Source organism: Pseudomonas sp. UBA4617, from assembly GCF_002386445.1.
Classification (GTDB): Bacteria; Pseudomonadota; Gammaproteobacteria; order Pseudomonadales; family Pseudomonadaceae; genus Aquipseudomonas.
The window spans coordinates 162,362-178,905 of the sequence record NZ_DGIR01000039.1 but is presented as its reverse complement, the minus strand read 5'-3'; the positions used below and the strand labels follow the sequence as shown (position 1 = coordinate 178,905).

Below are 16,544 nucleotides of genomic sequence, written 5' to 3'. Positions count from 1 at the left end.
CCGCGACACGCGCAGTGTGCAGGTCTAAAATTCTAGTCCATGATGGGGCTCACGACAAAACGCCAGCCCAGTGGTCATGGGGCCCGGGGCGGTGCCTGCCGGCTCGGCCATGGCGCGCGCCCCGCCGCTGCTGGGAGCAAGGCTAGCCTGGCAAAGCGAAGCGCCGCCAGGCCAAAAACCCCTGAATATCGGCCACCTGTGGCGCTTGAGGCGCCCGGCCACTGTCTTTCTTCCACCCGGCCACCCGAACAGGCAGAACCCCGATGGCAAGCGCCTTTGCTCCTCCTTACCCGTTACCGGCGACAACACCGATCACCATCGCCTTCGTCGCCTACCCGCAGATGGGCCTGCTAGACCTGAGCGGTGCCCAGACTGTGTTCTGGGCCGCCAGCAAGGCCCTCGCACAACGCGGCCTGCCAGGCTACCGACTGCTGACGGCAAGCCTGCACGCCGGCCTGGTGAGCACCGTCGAAGGGCTGTCGGTGAATACAAGTTCTCTGGCTGAACTCGACCTCGCCGATGTCGATACTCTGGTCGTTCCAGGGGCCCCGGACATCTGTGAAACCCTCGACGACCACGGCGAACTGGCGGCCTGGCTGAGCCAAGCGGCGCCCAGAGTGCGGCGGGTTGCCTCGGTGTGCAGCGGCGCCTTCCTGCTGGCCAAGGCCGGGCTGCTTGACGGCTGCCGCGCCGCGACCCACTGGGCCATGTGCGACACCCTGCAACAGCGCTTCCCGGCTCTGCAGGTGGATGCCGACGCGATCTTCATCCAGCAGGGCGCGGTCTGGACCTCGGCGGGCGTCACTGCCGGCATCGACCTGGCACTGGCGCTGGTGGAGACCGACTGCGGCCGCGATATCAGCATGCAGGCGGCGCGGGAACTGGTGGTCTACCTCAAGCGCCCTGGCGGGCAGACGCAGTACAGCACCCTGCTGCAATTGCAGGCCCAGGACAGCCCGGCCTTCGAAGAGCTGCACCTGTGGCTGGGGGAAAATCTGGGCGATGCGGAGCTCACCGTGGAACGTTTGGCCGAGCAGGCGAAGATGAGCCTGCGCAACTTCTCCCGTGTGTACAAGGAACGCACCGGGCGCACGCCGGCCAAGGCCATCGAGCTGTTCCGGCTGGAGGCGGCGAAACGCCTGTTGGAAAACTCCTCGCGCAACATCGAGCAGATCGCCCGCGCCTGCGGTTTCGCTGACGAGGAGCGGCTGCGCAGCACCTTCCAGCGCCACCTGTCAATCTCCCCGCGCGATTACCGCAACCGCTTCACCCGCTGAGCCTTGCGGTTGCGCTCAGGCCACGGACAGCGCCAGCGAACGCTCCGGCGGCAACTGCAGGTGACGGGCGAAATAGCCGCGCAGCCAGCGCTCGCGCGGGTCGGCATGACTGGTGCCACGCCAGGCCATGGAAAGGTCCGGGCTCGACAGCGGCAGCGGTGGGTATTCGGCGCGCAGCCCTGCGACCGGCGCCATCGCCTGCGCCACGTAGTCGGGCACGATGGCGAGCATGTCGCTGCCGGCCAGCAGCGCCGGCAACGCGCTGAACTGCGGCACCGCGAGCACCACCCGGCGCTGCCGGTCATGACTGGCCAGCGCACCGTCGACATCATCGGTGACCTTGCCCAGTGTGGACACCGCGACGTGAGGACGCCGGCAGAACTCGTCGAGGCTCACCGGCCCCACCGCCGAATCCGCGCGCAGCAGCATCGGCTGTACCGGGCGCAGGCTGCGGCAATGGGCGCTGGCTGGCAGCTCCTGCGCCTGGCCGATGCCCAGGGAGATGTCCCCGGCGAGCAGTAGTTGCGGCAGTTGCCAGGCATCGACCCGACGCACCACCAGGGTGATGTTCGGCGCCTCGGCACGAAGCTGCTGCAGCAGCCGTGGCAGCAGCGCGCATACGACTTCGTCGCACAGCCCGACATGGAAGGTTTCATCGCTGGTACGTGGGTCGAACCCCCGCGCGCAGCTCAGGGCCAGGGCGATGCCTTCCAGGGCTGGCCCCAGGCGCACGTGGATTTCCTTGGCCCGCGCGGTGGGCTCCATGGTTCTGCCGATGCGGATGAACAGCGGGTCGTCGAACATCGTGCGCAGACGGTTCAGCGCGCTGCTGACGGTGGACTGGCAAAGGAACAGGCGTTCACCTGCCCGGGACACGTTGCGCTCTCGCATCATGGTTTCGAAGACCACCAGCAAGTTGATATCGGCATGTCGCAGGTCATTTCTGTTCATGGTGCCCCCGCCTGGTAAAGTTGTATCCGACCCGCCTTTCGCTGCGCCCGCTCGATGCTTCAGGTTTGCAATGTCATGGCAGGTTATTCAGGCAGAACCTTAGAGTCAGTTATACATGGATACCTTATCGCCACGCGTTGGTTATACGCTCCCATACTTGGGTATCGTTCGAAAAAAAAGATGGCCGCAACTATCATTCGCCTTAGACTGGCCGCGGTAACTTTCATACATAGGTGTGGCACGACTATACCTAGGTATACTTCTCCGACTTGTTCTAAGGCGTATGGTGAAAGTACGGCCGGCACCGCCGCGAGTGCCCCACAGGATGTAACAGACGCAAATGCGCAATAAGGCTATCATTGCAATTGTCGACGACGATGAATCCCTTCGCATCGCGCTGGAAAGCCTGCTGCGCGCTAGCGGTTACCTGGCGCGCACTTATGGCGGCGCCCGCGAATTCCTTGATTCCGAAGGCCCGCAACTGGCCAACTGCCTGATCTCCGATATTCAGATGCCTGGAATGTGCGGTGTGGAGCTCTACGAGGCACTGCGTTCCCGGGGCCTGAACATCCCGGTGATTTTCATGACGGCCTACCCTGGCGAAAGGCCACGCATCAGTGCGGACATGCCCGGGGTGATTGCCTGTCTGCCCAAACCGTTCGAAGCAGAACAGTTGCTCGCCAGCATCGAGACCGCGCTACGGCAGTAGTCATGAGTTTCCGGCCGGGCATTGCCCGCCGAATGACTCAGCCAATGAATCGTGCAAGTTCCATGTCGATACCTTCGTATAATCCCCTTCCCCACATGCGTAATTCCCAGACACCGATGTAGAAGTGCGCCAGCGCCTTATTCTCCGTAGCATGAATTCACAGCGGACGACTGCAGGAATACAACGCGAGCCGCAATTTGCGCCCTCGTCAGCGTCACGCCGAACTTGAAGCAGTTATTTCAAGCAATTCATCCATTCGAGTCAGGAGCACATCATGAAACAGCAACTTCTGGTTATTGGCGCGGGCTTCGGTGGACTGTGGAGCGCTCTGAGCGCCGCCCGCCTGCTGGACATGCACAGCCGCAATGATGTGGAGATCACCCTGCTGGCGCCGCAGGCCGAACTGCGCATCCGCCCGCGTTTCTACGAACCCGATGTGCACAGCATGTTCGCTCCGCTGGCCGAGTTGTTCGACGCCGTGGGCGTGCGCTTCGTCAAGGGTACCGCCGAGCGCATCGACGAGCAGACCCGCAAGGTCGGCTACCGCGACGAAACCGGCCGCACTGGCAATCTGAGCTACGACCGCCTGGTGCTGGCCAGCGGCAGCCAGCTGTCCCGCCCGCCTGTACCGGGCCTGAAGGAATATGCCTTTGATGTCGACCAGATCGAATCGGCGGCGCGACTGGAAAGCCACCTGATGTCGCTGCGTAACCAGCCGGCCAGCCGCGCACGCAATACCGTGGTCATCGCCGGAGGCGGCTTCACCGGTATCGAGACCGCCACCGAAATGCCGGCTCGCCTGCGCGCGGTGCTGGGTGAAGACCAGGATGTACGGGTAATCATCGTTGATCGCGGCGAACGCATCGGTGCGGTGATGGGCGATGGCATCCGTCCGTCCATCATCGAAGCCTCCGACAGCCTGGGGATCGAATGGATTACCGGTGCCACGGTCGCCGCCGTGGACGCCAACGGCGTCACCCTCGCCGACGGCCGCCACATCGAGAGCCACACGGTGATCTGGACCGTCGGCTTCCGCGCCAGCCCGCTGACCGAACAACTGGATGCCGAGCGCGACGGCCAGGGCCGCCTGCACGTGGACGGCACCCTCAAGGTGCGTGGGCTGAACAACGTCTTCGCCGCGGGCGACGTGGCCTACGCGGCCACTGACGAGATCGGCAACTTCGCAGTGATGTCCTGCCAGCACGCCATCAGCCTGGGGCGCCATGCCGGCAACAACGCCGCCGCCGACCTGCTGGGCGTCGCGCCAACTCAGTACCGCCAGCCCAAGTACGTGACCTGCCTGGACCTGGGCGCCTGGGGCGCCGTTTACACCGAGGGTTGGGACCGCCAGCTGAAGCTGGTCAAGGCCGAAGCCAAGGAGCTCAAGACGCAGATCAACACCGTGTGGATTTATCCACCGGCCGCCGACCGCCGCGCCGCCCTTGCCGCTGCCGACCCGCTGATCCCGGTGGCCTGATCGCCGCACCTGCATTCTCTCCTCAGGGCAGGCGTGCGATTCGCCGATGGCCCCTACCCAAAAAGCAACAGGAGAACGACCATGACCATGCACCTCAATACCTTCGTTCAGCCAGACGCCCCCACCCCGGCCCAGGAACTGGTGCCTTCGCGCTATGCCCTGCGTGTCGGCGAAATCGACGTGCTGGTGGTCAGCGACGGGGTGTTGCCGCTGCCTACCGAAACCATGTCGACCAATGCCACCCCGGAAGAACGCGCGGCGTGGTTCAAGGGCATGTACCTGGGCCCTGACATGTTCGACTGGGCGCTGAACGTGCTGCTGGTGCGCAGCGGCAAGCATACCATCCTGGTCGACGCCGGCCTGGGCAACCAGTTCCCCGGCTTCCCCCGCGCCGGGCAGTTCCCCAGGCGCCTGAAGGACGCCGGCATCGAGCTGTCATCGATCACCGACATCGTCATCACCCACATGCACATGGACCACATCGGCGGGCTCCTCACCGACACAGTGAAGAACGGCCTGAGCCCGGACGTGCGCATCCACGTCACGGCGACCGAAGTCGACTTCTGGAAGATTCCCGACTTCAGCCTGACGGAAATGCCACAGCCTGTACCGGATGTTTTGCGGCGTACTGCCAACGAATTCATGGCCCACTACCAAAGCCGGCTACATATCTTCGAAGACGAGTGCCAGGTTGCGCCGGGCGTGGTGGCGAAGCTTACCGGCGGTCACACCCCCGGCCATTGCATCGTCTACGTCGATTCCGCCGGCGAGCGCCTGACCTTCGCTGGCGACGCGCTGTTCCCGGTGGCCTTCGACCATCCGGAATGGCACAACGGCTTCGAGCATGATCCCGAGGAATCAGTTCACGTCAGAGTGCGCTTGCTACAGGAAGCCGCGTCGAGCGGCGAAATATTCGTTGCAACTCACCTGCCATTCCCTTCGGTTGGACGCGTGGCGTTGGACGGCGATGCTTTCCGCTGGATTGCGGCGTACTGGGACTATTGATTGGTCGAAGCCAGGCCTCCGTTCTGCACCGCAGTCATACGGAGGCCTGGTGCGAAGGCCTGGCACGCCGCCCATGAAATCAACGGGCCACCTTTGCCCGCGCCATTGTCGCGACCAGCGAACTGCCTGGTGAACTGATTTGAGGAGTAACCCTGATGTCGAAGAACAAACTGACCAACGCCGTCGGCGCGCCCGTCGTCGACAACAACAATACCCAGACCGCCGGGCCGCGCGGCCCTGCCCTGCTGCAGGATGTGTGGCTCCTGGAGAAACTCGCCCACTTCGACCGCGAGGTGATACCCGAGCGACGCATGCACGCCAAAGGCTCAGGCGCCTACGGCACCTTCACTGTCACCCATGACATCAGCCGCTACACCCGCGCGGCATTGTTCTCGCAGATCGGCAAGCAGACCGAGATCTTTGTGCGTTTCTCCACCGTCGCCGGCGAACGCGGTGCGGCGGATGCCGAGCGCGACATCCGCGGCTTCGCCATCAAGTTCTATACCGAGCAGGGCAACTGGGACCTGGTGGGCAACAATACCCCGGTATTCTTCCTGCGCGACCCGCTCAAGTTCCCCGACCTCAACCACGCGGTGAAGCGCGACCCGCGCACCGGCATGCGCAGCGCACAGAACAACTGGGATTTCTGGACCAGCCTACCGGAGGCGCTGCACCAGATCACCATCGTCATGAGCGATCGCGGCATTCCCGACGGTTACCGCCACATGCACGGCTTCGGCAGCCACACCTATAGTTTCATCAACGCCGCCAACGAACGGCACTGGGTCAAGTTCACCTGGAAGAGCCAACAGGGCATCCGCAACCTGTCCGACGCCGAGGCCGGGCAAGTAATTGCCGGCGACCGCGAGAGCAGCCAGCGCGACCTGTACGACAACATCGAGCAGGGCAACTTCCCGCGCTGGACCTTCTACGTGCAGGTGATGCCGGAGAAAGACGCCGGCAGCTACCCGATAAACCCCTTCGACCTGACCAAGGTCTGGCCACACAAGGACTACCCGCTGATCGAGGTCGGCGTGCTGGAAATCAATCGCAATCCAGAGAATGTCTTCGCCGAGGTCGAGCAGGCCGCCTTCAACCCGGCCCATGTGGTGCCCGGCATCGGCTTCTCGCCGGACAAGATGCTGCAGGGCCGGCTGTTCTCCTATGGCGATGCGCAGCGCTACCGGCTTGGCGTCAACCACACGCATATCCCGGTCAATGCGCCGCGCTGCCCGTTCCATAGCTACCACCGCGACGGCCAGATGCGCGTTGACGGTAACCAGGGCACGCGCCTGGCCTATGAGCCAAACAGCTACGGCGAGTGGGCCGAGCAGTCGGAGTACGCCGAACCGCCGCTAAGCTTGCAGGGTGCCGCCGATCACTGGAACCACCGTACCGACGAGGACTACTACTCGCAGCCCGCCGCGTTGTTCCGCCTGATGTCGCCGGCGCAGCAGCAGGCATTATTCGATAACACGGCGCGGGCAATCAGAGGGGCTGCTGATGAGGTTATCGAACGGCATATCAACAATTGCAGCAAAGCTGACCCGGCCTATGGCGCCGGGGTTGCCGCGGCCATCGAGCGCCTCGCTCAGTAGCCAGATATTCCTTTGCATGAGGCGGTCGCAGTGCGCCCCTCATGCTTTTTTATCTGCCCATTGAAACGTAGACCCGCAGCCTGGTGTCGGAAACGGTCCAGCGCATGGGCGGCGCATCTGCACGACGGCGCTTCTCGTCAGCCTGCTATTTGCAAGTTCAGGTTGTCACAAACAACACGATTACGGCCGAGAGCCTTGGCTCGGTAAAGAAGTTGATCTGCCTTTTCAAAGGTGGCTGTCACTGGCTCACCCGTTTTCCATAGGGCGACGCCTAGCGATATGGTGATATGACCAACCGTTTCAAATTGCGCCGATGCGACCACTGCTCGCAATCGTTCCGCAACTTCTTTCGCAACTGAGATCGAGCTATTGGGGAGTAACAAAGCAAATTCTTCACCTCCTAGGCGACAGACCAGGTCATCGGGGCGCGAAGCTTGTTTCATCAGCCTGGCCACCTCGCGGAGAGTTTCATCGCCGGCGCCATGGCCATAGGTATCGTTAACCGCTTTGAAGTGATCTATGTCCACCGAGATGACGGCAAACGACCTGAGGGTTTCTTGCCACAAGCCGATCGTTTCATCCATTCCCCTACGATTCGTCAGGCCGGTCAAAGGATCGCTTTGAGCCTGAAGGTTGAGCCTGCCAATCTTCTCTTGCAGAAGATTGGCTGCTAATAGCAATGCTCGGCGAATCTGCCAGCTTTCGATATAGTCGGCTGGTATCGCACTTATTCGTTCGTAGGATGCTGGTGCGTCCAGACGCTTGGCATTCTCGGCCAAGAGCGAAAGGGGGACAGAGATTTTCCGCCCTATCCACCAGACCATCAGAAGGCCGAACAGACCAAGTGGCGCAACACCTTTTGCTACCCTCTTCGCTGTGGCTTCCAAGCTCGCCTGTATGCTGGCGAGCGGCTGCTGGGACACGACCACCCAGTTGCTGCTAGGGATTCTTGCGTATCCCGCCAGTACTTCGTTGCCGCTTTCATTGAGCGCCTGCATCGATCCGTTGCTGTGCGCCAGTGCGGCATCGACAAGACTGCTACCGATCAAAACTTCATCAATTCTCTTCGGGTCGGGGTGATACAGGATTCGACGCTGGCTATCAACGAGAAAAATATAAGCTCCATCCTCGCGTACGTTCTGGTCCATCAGCGCTTGGATCGTATTCTTTTGCTGGAGCCTTATGCTGCCGCCCACCAAACCAAGATAGTGCTTGTTGCGGTCGAAAACGGGATGTGAAACAAACACTACCAGATGGTCAGCCAATGACTGGAAGGCATCGCTGATCATGGGTTCCCGCTTCGACAGCGGCAATCGATTCTGCAGCAGCTGCCCTTCCAACCGCATGCTGCCAGGAGCAGAGACGACTACTTTTCCGTCGGCATCTGCGATGAGCACCGAGTTGAAGCTACGGTCCTGGCGCAGAAGGCGATACGCCTCTTTTCTCAACGAGCGCTGGTCCGAGAAACTCTCTCCAATCGAGTCAGCTGCATAACGCAAGCGATCGAGGTCTGACGTCAAGACCCCTTGCAGACTATCAGCGACCCGAGCGGCGTATGCCTCATTGGTTTGTAGAGCGTTTTCAACCAGTTCAGCTCTCTGAGTCGAAAGCATTACCCAAAATGTGTTTGCCAGCGTCGAGAAAGCCGCGATGAGCGCGAACGCCAACAGGAGAATGCGTAGGTTGAGCTTGGGGCGTGGCCGAGTAGGCATTGGGTGCGTCCGGATGCTGAAGGCATGCGGTTTGGTGAAGCGGCGTCGCCATTGGGCTAAACACGCTTTCCTTGCGCCTGATGGCGTATCCGGTAAGACCTCTACATCAAACCACCTAAGGTTACCAGCCGATGATCTCACAGTTTTTCATCGGCCACCATTTTGGCATCATCGATGGTATGCGGCTGGTGTAGAAGAGCGACCTGGCTGTTGTACCTTGAAAATAGCAGGACAGCTTGTTGCGACTTGCAACTATGTTTCTCCGCGATGTTATCAGCGCTGGTAGATCTGCTTGCCGGCGAACCAGGTCTGCAGCACCTGGGTGTCACGCAGCGCCTCGGCATCGACGTTGAGCACGTCGCGGTCGAGCACAATCATATCGGCCTGCTTGCCCACCTTCAGTGAGCCGACCTGCTGCTCCAGGCGCATGGCGCGAGCGGCATTGAGGGTGTAGGCCTGGAACATCGTTTGGCGGTCGATGGCTTCGTCGGCATTGAGCACGCCCTTGGGGCCCTTGCGGCTGATAGCCTGGTAGATCGCCTTCCACGGTTCCGGGGTGGTGATCGGCCAGTCGCTTGCGCCGGCGATGGTCGCACCGGCCTTGGACAGCGAGTGGGCCGGGTAGCTGTGGGCGAAGGCATGCTCATCGACATACGGCTTGACCAGGTCGACATTGGTTTCGTCGGCACTGGCCCAGTACAACTGCATGGAGGCGATCACATCGAGCTGTTTGAAGCGTGGATAGTCGTTCGCGCTGACCATCTGCAGGTGGGTAATCGAGTGCGGGACACCACTGTGTCGCGCGCGTCGTGCCTGTTCCACGCCGTCGAGTGCCTCACGCACGGCGCGATCGCCGATGGCATGCACATGCACCAGCCAGCCACGGGCATCGGCGGCATCGACCAATTCAGCGAAGTGCTTCGGGTCCAGCAGCAGTTCACCGCGTTGGCCGGAGTTCTTGTAGGGCTCGAGCATCGCCGCGCTCTGCGCCGGCATTTCAGCCACGCCGTCGGCGAACACCTTGACACCGGGCAAGGTGAGATTGCGTACGCCGAGAAACTGCTGGCGCACCTTGTCCAGCTCATCCAGGTCGGCTGGGCGGGCCTTGGAGCCAGCCATCAGCAGTGCGGCGATGTGCGCCGTCAGTTCACCTCGTTCGGAGAGCTCCTTGTAGACCGGCAGCACGCCCAGCGAGTCGTTCTTCACATCCGATCCTGGCAGTTCGTTGGCCAGTGGGTCCATCCAGCCGGTGATGCCCAGCTGCCTGGAGTAGTCCAGGGCCCTGCGTCCGGCGGTCATCAGGGTGTCGTGGGACAGCGGTGGCAGCAGGTCGGTCACCGGGTAATAGCTGGCGTCGGCCAGAAACCCGTTGGGCGTGCCGTCCTGGTGCTGGCCAATCGTGCTGCGCGCTTCGGCGGGCAATGCCGCGATGGTCTTGGCGTCGATCCTGGCGAGCTTGAGCAGGGCCTGGTTGGCCCAGCCGGTGTGCATGTCGTTGGCGGCCAGCAGTATCGGCTGGTCGGCCCACTCGCCGTGGTTGAAACGTTGCTCCAGGGCCGGGATATCGTCCCAGTAGGTCCCCGGCACGCCACCGACGACCAGGCACTCACCACGCACGGCCTTGCCATCTTTGCGCCATTCGCGCAGGCGCTGTTCCAGTTCATCGAGGGGGATCTGCTCGCCCATCAGGTTGGCCAGCTCCAGTTGCAGGCCGCCTTTTATGGCGTGGGAATGGGAGTCGAGCATGCCTGGCATCAGCACCTTGCCGCCCAGGTCGATGACCCGGGTGCCATCGGCCTTCAGGCCCAGCACGGCCTGGTCCGAGCCCACGGCGACGATCTTCTCGCCCTCGACCGCCACCGCCTGCTGCAGCGGTTGGCCTGGTTCGGCGGTGTAAACCTTGGCGTTGTGCAAGATAACGTCCACTGCCGCGAAGCTGTGCAACGAGGTGCAGGCCAGGCCCGCGCTGACCACTGTCTTGAGGAGGTGCTTCATTCGATGCCTCGTTCTTGTTGCGATGGAGCTGCAGCCTAGCCAACGCGCAAGGCAGGTTAAATGCGATGGCAGGCACAACTTTCTTCGCAATCAGGAAACAATCCCTGGCCCAAGATTGCCTTGCTGCAAGCCACAGGCCGCTCAGCGCCTATTCAAATCGGCGCCATTTGCGGGTTTGCTGAAAAGGCGCGGACAATCACGCGCTCCCCTCACTGCCTCGCTTGTGCCGAACAGGAAGAAACCATGGACAAAATGACGGCCCTGACCATCTTCGTCGCCGCCGCCGAGCACGGCAGTTTCAGTCGTGCAGCCGAGCAGCTGGGCAAGACCCCCTCGGCCATCACCAAGGCCGTCGCCCACCTGGAGACCGAGCTCGGGGTGCGCCTGTTCGAGCGCACCACCCGGCGCATGGCACTTACCGAGGCCGGCAGCCTGTACCTGGAAGGCGCGCGTCAGGCCTTGATGCACCTGCAGCTGGTGACCGAGGAAGTGGAACAGTTGCAGCACGAACTGCGTGGCACCTTGCGCATCACCGCGCCGCCGTCATTCGGCCCGGCGTTTCTCAACCAGGTGTGCTTTCGCTTCATGCGCGAACATCCGCAGGTGCGCCTGGAAGTGAACCTCAACGACGCCAACGAAGACCTGATCGACGGTGGTTACGACCTGTCGCTGCGCGACGGCCCCACCGACCAGCCCGAGCTGATCGCCCAGCCGCTGATCGAGAACCGGGTGATCCTCTGCGCCAGCCCCGACTACCTGGCCCGGCGTGGCGGTGCCATCACCTTGGAGAACTACGCCCAGCACGACTGGCTGCTGCTGCGCCATCCGCTGCTCAATCGCAGCTTCTGGTGGGTCGAGCATGAGGGCCAGACCTTGCGCGTGCGCCAACCCACGCCTCGCCTGGTGAGCGACAATTTCGACTTCCTGCTTGCCTGCCTGCTCGATGGCCATGGCCTGCAGTTCGTGCCCACCTGGTGCGCCGCGCCTTATCTGGCCAAAGGGCAACTGGTGGAGGTGCTGCCGGGCTACTGGCAGGCGTTGAGTGCCTTCGGGCCTTGGGTGCACGTGCTGTACCTGCCCCATCGGCGCAACACGCGCAAGGTGCAGGCTTTCATCGCCTTGCTGCATGAGCAACTGCGCAGCCAGGGGCTGTAACCGCGCAGCGGGTTCAATTGTTCCATTCAGGCACAAAAGTTGTGCGGGTCGTGCCGATGATCGACCGGGAGTGGCTCGCTAGGCTAGCGGTGGTTGCTTGAACACGGCGGCCACTTCGTGCCCGGTCCCTTGCCCTGTCGTTCACACGGCAAGTACATGCCCCAGGGGTGCGAGGCGGCCTCACTCGTTCCAGAACAGCAACGATTCCTCGAGCCTGCTGTACCAGGAGTTCCCCCGCAGTGAAGATCCACACCCTAGTCACCGATATCCGCATGCCCGCTGAGCGTGGTCGCCAGATCGGCGAGCGCTTCGCCGAACAGATCCGCCATTCCACCCAGCTGTACCTGGACTTCTTTGCGCGGGTGGGCGTGTCCCTGCGTGAGGCGCAGCGCATCGGCGAAAACAGCCTCGCCGCCCTGGAAGCCTGGAGCCCGAACCTGGCGGCCGAAGTGATCGGTATGGCCTGCGGCGCCGACCTGCCGTTGTGGCAGCTGGCAAGCCTGAACGCCCGAACCGAGGTACTGGCGGCGCGCACCCGACACAGCGAATGCTCCACTACTGTGCATGCGCCCCGTGGCCCGCGTGCGCCACAGACCCTGCAGACCTGGGACTGGCACGACAGCCTGTGCCCCCACGGCCTGATGCTGGCGCTGTGCACCGAGCGTGGCATGAACGTCAAGCTGTTCTGCGAGTTCGGCATGCTGGCCAAGCTGGGAGTGAACAGCGCAGGTCTGGGCCTGCATTTCAACATCCTCCATCACGTCAGCGACAACGACAGCGGAGGTGTGCCGGTGCACGCGATTGCCCGCCGTCTGCTCGAAACCGCCAGCAGTGTCGAGGAAGCCATCGAACTGGCCCGTTCGGCGCGGGTCAGCGCTTCCACCGTGCTCACCGTGTTTTCCCGCGCGGACAGCAGCCCGCGCGCCGTCAGCATCGAACTCAGCCCCGAGCGCACGGCGCTGGTGCTGCCGCGTGAAGACGGCTGGTTGCTACACACCAACCACTTCCTCGACCCACAGCTGAGCCTGGGCGAGCAGGTTGCCGACCGCGCCGACACCCACTGTCGCCTGGGCCATCTGGAGCAGGTGATCGGCCAGATGGGAAGCGCCGATCTGCGCGCCCGCGCCGAAGCCATGTGCGGCGCGCAAGGCGACAGTGCACCGATCTGCTTCCACCCGGACATGGCCATGCCCGATACCGAGCGTTGGGAAACCCTGCTGAGCGTGGGGATCGATACCGAGCGCTGCGCGCTGGAGTACGTAGCGGGCACGCCGCTGCAACTGGCCAAGGCTGGCTTCGAACGTTTCTGAGCCCACCCGGTGCCGCCTGAACAGGGCGGGGCCCCTGACAACGAGAACAACAACAATGCATGCGGAACATTCCAACCCTGCGTCGTCCCGGTCTGCGCTGCGCACCTTCTGTGTCTCCGGCATGGGCACTGCGCTGGAGTTCTATGACTTCATCATCTACGGCACTGCGGCTGCGCTGGTGTTTCCCCAGGTGTTCTTCCCCCAGATGGACCACCTGACCGCGACCTTGGTGGCCTTCAGCGCCTTTGGCGCCGGCTTCTTCGCCCGTCCGCTGGGTGGTTTGGTGTTCGGCCACTACGGTGACCGCATCGGTCGCCAGAAGGTGCTGGTCGCGACCTTGCTGCTCATGGGCCTGAGCACGTTCCTTATTGGTTGCTTGCCAAGCCATGCCAGTATCGGCGTCGCTGCCCCGATCCTGCTGGTGTTGTTGCGCCTGATCCAGGGCTTTGCCGCTGGTGGCGAGTGGGGCGGTGCCGCGCTGTTCGGCATTGAATCGGCGCCGCCAGGCAGGCGCGGGTTGTGGGGTAGCTTCACCAGCATGGGCATCGGCGTCGGCGGCATCCTAGGCGCTGCGGTGTTCGCCATCGTCAGTGCTGCCTTCAACGACAATCTGGTGGACTTTGCCTGGCGCATTCCGTTCTGGCTTGGCGGCACACTGGTGCTGATCGGCCTGTATGCACGCCTGAAAGCCGCCATGCCGGTCGTCGCCCCGGCGCTCAGGCCGGTCCGCGCACCGTTGGCCGATGCCTTGCGTCAACGTCCACGTCAGCTGCTGCTGTGCACCGGCATCGCCTTCGGCTACTGCACCATCGCCTACATCGGCAGCACCTTCTTCCTGACTTACGCCACCCAGGTGGGCTTCGGCAGCACCCAGGCGTTGATGTTCGACCTGACCTTGTCGATCGCCATCGTGTTCTCCGCGCCGCTGTTCGGCTACCTGTCTGACCGTCTGGGCCGGCGCACGGTGATGGTGTTCGGTGCCGTGGTGATGGCGCTCGGGCTGTTCGTCTTCTTCCAGCTGGTAGGCATGATGAGCTTCGGTATCGCCCTGTTTGCCTACAGCCTGACCGGTCTGCTGATGGGCGCAACCCAGGGTCCGATACCGTCGTTTCTGGGCGAGCAGTTCCCCCGTGACATGCGCTACTCGGGAATCTCGGCCAGCTATCAGATCGGTGCAGCACTGGGAGGCGGCACAGCATCGAGCATCGCCACTGCAATCCTTATCCTTACTAACAACGATCCGCTAGGCGTGGCGTGGTATGGCGCTGGCGCACTGGCATTGGTCGCGCTGTGCTCGTTGTTGTTGCCTGAAACATCGCGGCTGAGCATGGCGGAAATCGACGACGAACCTGGTAGCCTTGCAAAGGAAGTGAGCGGGTGCGGTACTCATGCGCATTGGCGAAAAAGCAGAACTTGAATGCGCATGTTTGGAGGATGAAGCGTCCGAATCGAAATTCATTGCGAGCGACAAGAGAAACTTCATTCGCCGTCTGCCCGCGTGATCCTCAGACAGTCCTCACGACATGCGTGCCCAGGAGGCAAGCATCGGCGCCAGCACACTCGGTGTCTGCGCACCGAATACCACCGTACCGTTGATGCGCAAAGACGGAATGACGCGTCCCGCCCACGCCACAGCCGTGGCTTCGCTGGCCTGCAATTCATCACTGAACGTGTCGCTGTGCATGAATTGCACGACTTCGCCCAGAGGTACTTGTTGTCGCTGCAGCAGCTGTTCCAGAACCGCCGGATCACCAATATCCTGGCCATGGCAATACACGGCCTCGAACGCACTTTCGACAAAGTGATGAGCGGGTTTCCCGCTACGCTGCAGCCACAGTACAGCGGCCAGCGCGGGGCGCGTGTCGGGCAGGTGGACGATCCGGCTGAACGCCGGTTCGATGCCGAGCTGGCGCATTTCCGCAGCCACCAGGGATAGCTGAATCAGCGCCTGGGTGCCAAAGCGACGCTCGAGAAAGTCGTGGTAGGCCATGCCGGCGGCGGCATGGCTCCATGGCGAGCGGCAGGGTTGAAAGGTGACGCTCAGGGGTTGCCCGACCTGACTCATCGCGAGCGCAAGCCGGCGCTGCGCTACCCAGCTCCAAGGGTCAAGAAAGTCGAATGCCAGGAGCGGGGGAATGTGCATGGTCCAGGCCCGGAGTGAGGTAGTTCACCCCAGCGTACGTCGTCAGCTGCCCAGGCAGAAGCCACACCGCACGCAATAGAGCGTTGCGCAACGTCGCTAGACATCACAGACCAACTCTTTCATGAAATGCGCAAAGGCCTTGATACGCGTCGAGGCGCGATTGATCGGCAGGTAGACGATATTGATCGAGGCATTGACTGACATCGGGTTCACTTCATATTCGGGCAGCAAGCGGGTAAGCCGGCCCTGTTGCACATCCTCGGCAACCAGCCAGTCGGCCAGCAGCGCAACGCCCTGCCCGGCGACTGCTGCCTGCCTGAGAATGTCGGCATTGTTGCTCTGCATGCGGCCCTGCACCGCTACGGGCACCGTCTCGTCAGCCACCTCGAACAGCCAGTCGCGCATCGGCCCGCCGTAATCGAAGCGCATGCAGGAATGCCGGGTGAGCTCGCTCGGTTGCGTCGGCGCACCGTGCCGCTCCAGGTAGGCCGGGCTGGCCACCAGCCAGCGCTGGAAATGACCGATGGTGGTGCAGATCACATCTTCGCTGGAGACGGTCGACCCCAGGCGCACGGTCAGGTCGATACGGTCCTTGTAAAGGTCCACCCGCTCGTCGCTGAGGTTGAGGCTGACCTCCAGCTCCGGATGGCTCGCCAGAAACCGTCCCAGGTGGGGAGAGATCAAGCGTCGGCCAAACTCCACCGGCACGCTGACCCGCAGCTTGCCTTTGGCTTCGCTGCCCCTGTCGGTGACCATGCCATCGGCTGCAGCGAGCGCATCGAGAATGCCCACCGCGTTGTCGAAATAGGCTTGGCCCAGGTCGGTCAGGCGGTTCTGGCGTGTGCTGCGGGTAATGAGCGTGGTGCCCAGCTCCGCCTCCAGTGCTGCAACCTGACGCGCCACGGACGATGTTGCCACGCCAAGCTTTCGCGCTGCAGCGGAGTAGCCACCGCAACGTACCGTCTCTACGAACATGCTCAAGGCGAGAAACTTATCCATTGACCGACCCTGCCGAAGATTGCCATGAGGGAAGCTGGTGGCATCACCAGTCGAGGTTGCACCAGCCTGCAGCATAGCCACCTGCCCGACCTCGGGATTGAACAGACGTGCTATCCGACACGCGCTGTCAGCCTTGCGTAATGAGCAAAGCTGCCTTGCGCGAGCGCCCCATACCCGCACCAGCCGCGCTCCTTTAGGCTCGCCCTGAACTGA

General features: G+C 62.6%; 13 protein-coding genes. 8 read left to right on the top strand and 5 right to left on the bottom strand.

From position 1 onward, the window contains the following. Window positions 1-263: 263 nt before the first annotated feature. Window positions 264-1,277 carry a GlxA family transcriptional regulator gene (locus B4L76_RS18210; protein WP_296234405.1) on the top strand — a complete coding sequence of 338 codons (1,014 nt, stop codon included), beginning with the start codon at window positions 264-266 and terminating at the stop codon, window positions 1,275-1,277. A gap of 15 nt (window positions 1,278-1,292) precedes the next feature. On the opposite strand, the gene B4L76_RS18205 is transcribed toward B4L76_RS18210, so the two are convergent. Beyond that, window positions 1,293-2,228: a LysR family transcriptional regulator gene (locus tag B4L76_RS18205; RefSeq protein WP_296234403.1), complete on the bottom strand. Its 936-nt coding sequence runs from the start codon at window positions 2,226-2,228 to the stop codon at window positions 1,293-1,295. A 340-nt stretch (window positions 2,229-2,568) separates the two neighbouring features. Between B4L76_RS18205 and B4L76_RS18200 the strand changes: the two genes are divergently transcribed. From B4L76_RS18200 to B4L76_RS18185, 4 genes are all read left to right on the top strand, one after another. After that, a complete protein-coding gene (locus B4L76_RS18200; RefSeq protein WP_296234401.1) occupies window positions 2,569-2,937 on the top strand; it encodes a response regulator transcription factor in 369 nt (122 codons plus the stop codon). Window positions 2,938-3,211: 274 nt separating this feature from the next. Continuing rightward, on the top strand, window positions 3,212-4,414 hold the full coding sequence (locus tag B4L76_RS18195) for an NAD(P)/FAD-dependent oxidoreductase (RefSeq protein WP_296234399.1): 1,203 nt from the start codon (window positions 3,212-3,214) through the stop codon (window positions 4,412-4,414). A gap of 81 nt (window positions 4,415-4,495) precedes the next feature. Continuing rightward, the gene (locus B4L76_RS18190) at window positions 4,496-5,419 is read left to right on the top strand and encodes an MBL fold metallo-hydrolase (protein ID WP_296234398.1); all 924 of its coding nucleotides are present in this window, start codon (window positions 4,496-4,498) and stop codon (window positions 5,417-5,419) included. Window positions 5,420-5,574: 155 nt separating this feature from the next. After that, a complete protein-coding gene (locus B4L76_RS18185; RefSeq protein ID WP_414707221.1) occupies window positions 5,575-7,017 on the top strand; it encodes a catalase in 1,443 nt (480 codons plus the stop codon). A 137-nt stretch (window positions 7,018-7,154) separates the two neighbouring features. Here the strand turns inward: B4L76_RS18185 and B4L76_RS18180 are convergent, their stop codons facing one another. Then, window positions 7,155-8,684, bottom strand: coding sequence for a sensor domain-containing diguanylate cyclase (locus B4L76_RS18180; protein ID WP_296234397.1), 1,530 nt, complete (start codon window positions 8,682-8,684; stop codon window positions 7,155-7,157). A 318-nt stretch (window positions 8,685-9,002) separates the two neighbouring features. Further along, window positions 9,003-10,724 (bottom strand): amidohydrolase, encoded by a 1,722-nt coding sequence (locus tag B4L76_RS18175; protein WP_296234395.1) that lies wholly within the window; start codon window positions 10,722-10,724, stop codon window positions 9,003-9,005. Between the two features lie 243 nt (window positions 10,725-10,967). Between B4L76_RS18175 and B4L76_RS18170 the strand changes: the two genes are divergently transcribed. The 3 genes from B4L76_RS18170 to B4L76_RS18160 all read left to right on the top strand — a co-directional run bounded on the left by B4L76_RS18170 (window position 10,968) and on the right by B4L76_RS18160 (window position 14,606). Continuing rightward, window positions 10,968-11,879, top strand: a complete 912-nt coding sequence (locus B4L76_RS18170) for a LysR family transcriptional regulator (protein WP_296234393.1) — start codon at window positions 10,968-10,970, stop codon at window positions 11,877-11,879. A gap of 239 nt (window positions 11,880-12,118) precedes the next feature. Beyond that, window positions 12,119-13,189 (top strand): C45 family autoproteolytic acyltransferase/hydolase, encoded by a 1,071-nt coding sequence (locus B4L76_RS18165; RefSeq protein ID WP_296234391.1) that lies wholly within the window; start codon window positions 12,119-12,121, stop codon window positions 13,187-13,189. A 55-nt stretch (window positions 13,190-13,244) separates the two neighbouring features. Further along, complete coding sequence (locus B4L76_RS18160; RefSeq protein WP_296234389.1) at window positions 13,245-14,606, top strand: MFS transporter; 1,362 nt, start codon at window positions 13,245-13,247, stop codon at window positions 14,604-14,606. Between the two features lie 99 nt (window positions 14,607-14,705). Here the strand turns inward: B4L76_RS18160 and B4L76_RS18155 are convergent, their stop codons facing one another. Both B4L76_RS18155 and B4L76_RS18150 read right to left on the bottom strand, forming a co-directional pair. After that, entirely contained in the window at window positions 14,706-15,332 is a 627-nt protein-coding gene (locus B4L76_RS18155; RefSeq protein ID WP_296234388.1) for a DsbA family oxidoreductase, read from the bottom strand. Window positions 15,333-15,428: 96 nt separating this feature from the next. Then, entirely contained in the window at window positions 15,429-16,331 is a 903-nt protein-coding gene (locus tag B4L76_RS18150; RefSeq protein ID WP_296234386.1) for a LysR family transcriptional regulator, read from the bottom strand. Between the last annotated feature and the right edge of the window lie 213 nt (window positions 16,332-16,544).

Bases quoted from the DNA above. Each gene is read 5' to 3' on its own strand.
- B4L76_RS18210 (WP_296234405.1), top strand. From the start codon at position 264: ATGGCAAGCGCCTTTGCTCCTCCTTACCCGTTACCGGCGACAACACCG.
- B4L76_RS18205 (WP_296234403.1), bottom strand. From the start codon at position 2,228: ATGAACAGAAATGACCTGCGACATGCCGATATCAACTTGCTGGTGGTC.
- B4L76_RS18200 (WP_296234401.1), top strand. From the start codon at position 2,569: ATGCGCAATAAGGCTATCATTGCAATTGTCGACGACGATGAATCCCTT.
- B4L76_RS18195 (WP_296234399.1), top strand. From the start codon at position 3,212: ATGAAACAGCAACTTCTGGTTATTGGCGCGGGCTTCGGTGGACTGTGG.
- B4L76_RS18190 (WP_296234398.1), top strand. From the start codon at position 4,496: ATGACCATGCACCTCAATACCTTCGTTCAGCCAGACGCCCCCACCCCG.
- B4L76_RS18185 (WP_414707221.1), top strand. From the start codon at position 5,575: ATGTCGAAGAACAAACTGACCAACGCCGTCGGCGCGCCCGTCGTCGAC.
- B4L76_RS18175 (WP_296234395.1), bottom strand. From the start codon at position 10,724: ATGAAGCACCTCCTCAAGACAGTGGTCAGCGCGGGCCTGGCCTGCACC.
- B4L76_RS18170 (WP_296234393.1), top strand. From the start codon at position 10,968: ATGGACAAAATGACGGCCCTGACCATCTTCGTCGCCGCCGCCGAGCAC.
- B4L76_RS18160 (WP_296234389.1), top strand. From the start codon at position 13,245: ATGCATGCGGAACATTCCAACCCTGCGTCGTCCCGGTCTGCGCTGCGC.
- B4L76_RS18155 (WP_296234388.1), bottom strand. From the start codon at position 15,332: ATGCACATTCCCCCGCTCCTGGCATTCGACTTTCTTGACCCTTGGAGC.
- B4L76_RS18150 (WP_296234386.1), bottom strand. From the start codon at position 16,331: ATGGATAAGTTTCTCGCCTTGAGCATGTTCGTAGAGACGGTACGTTGC.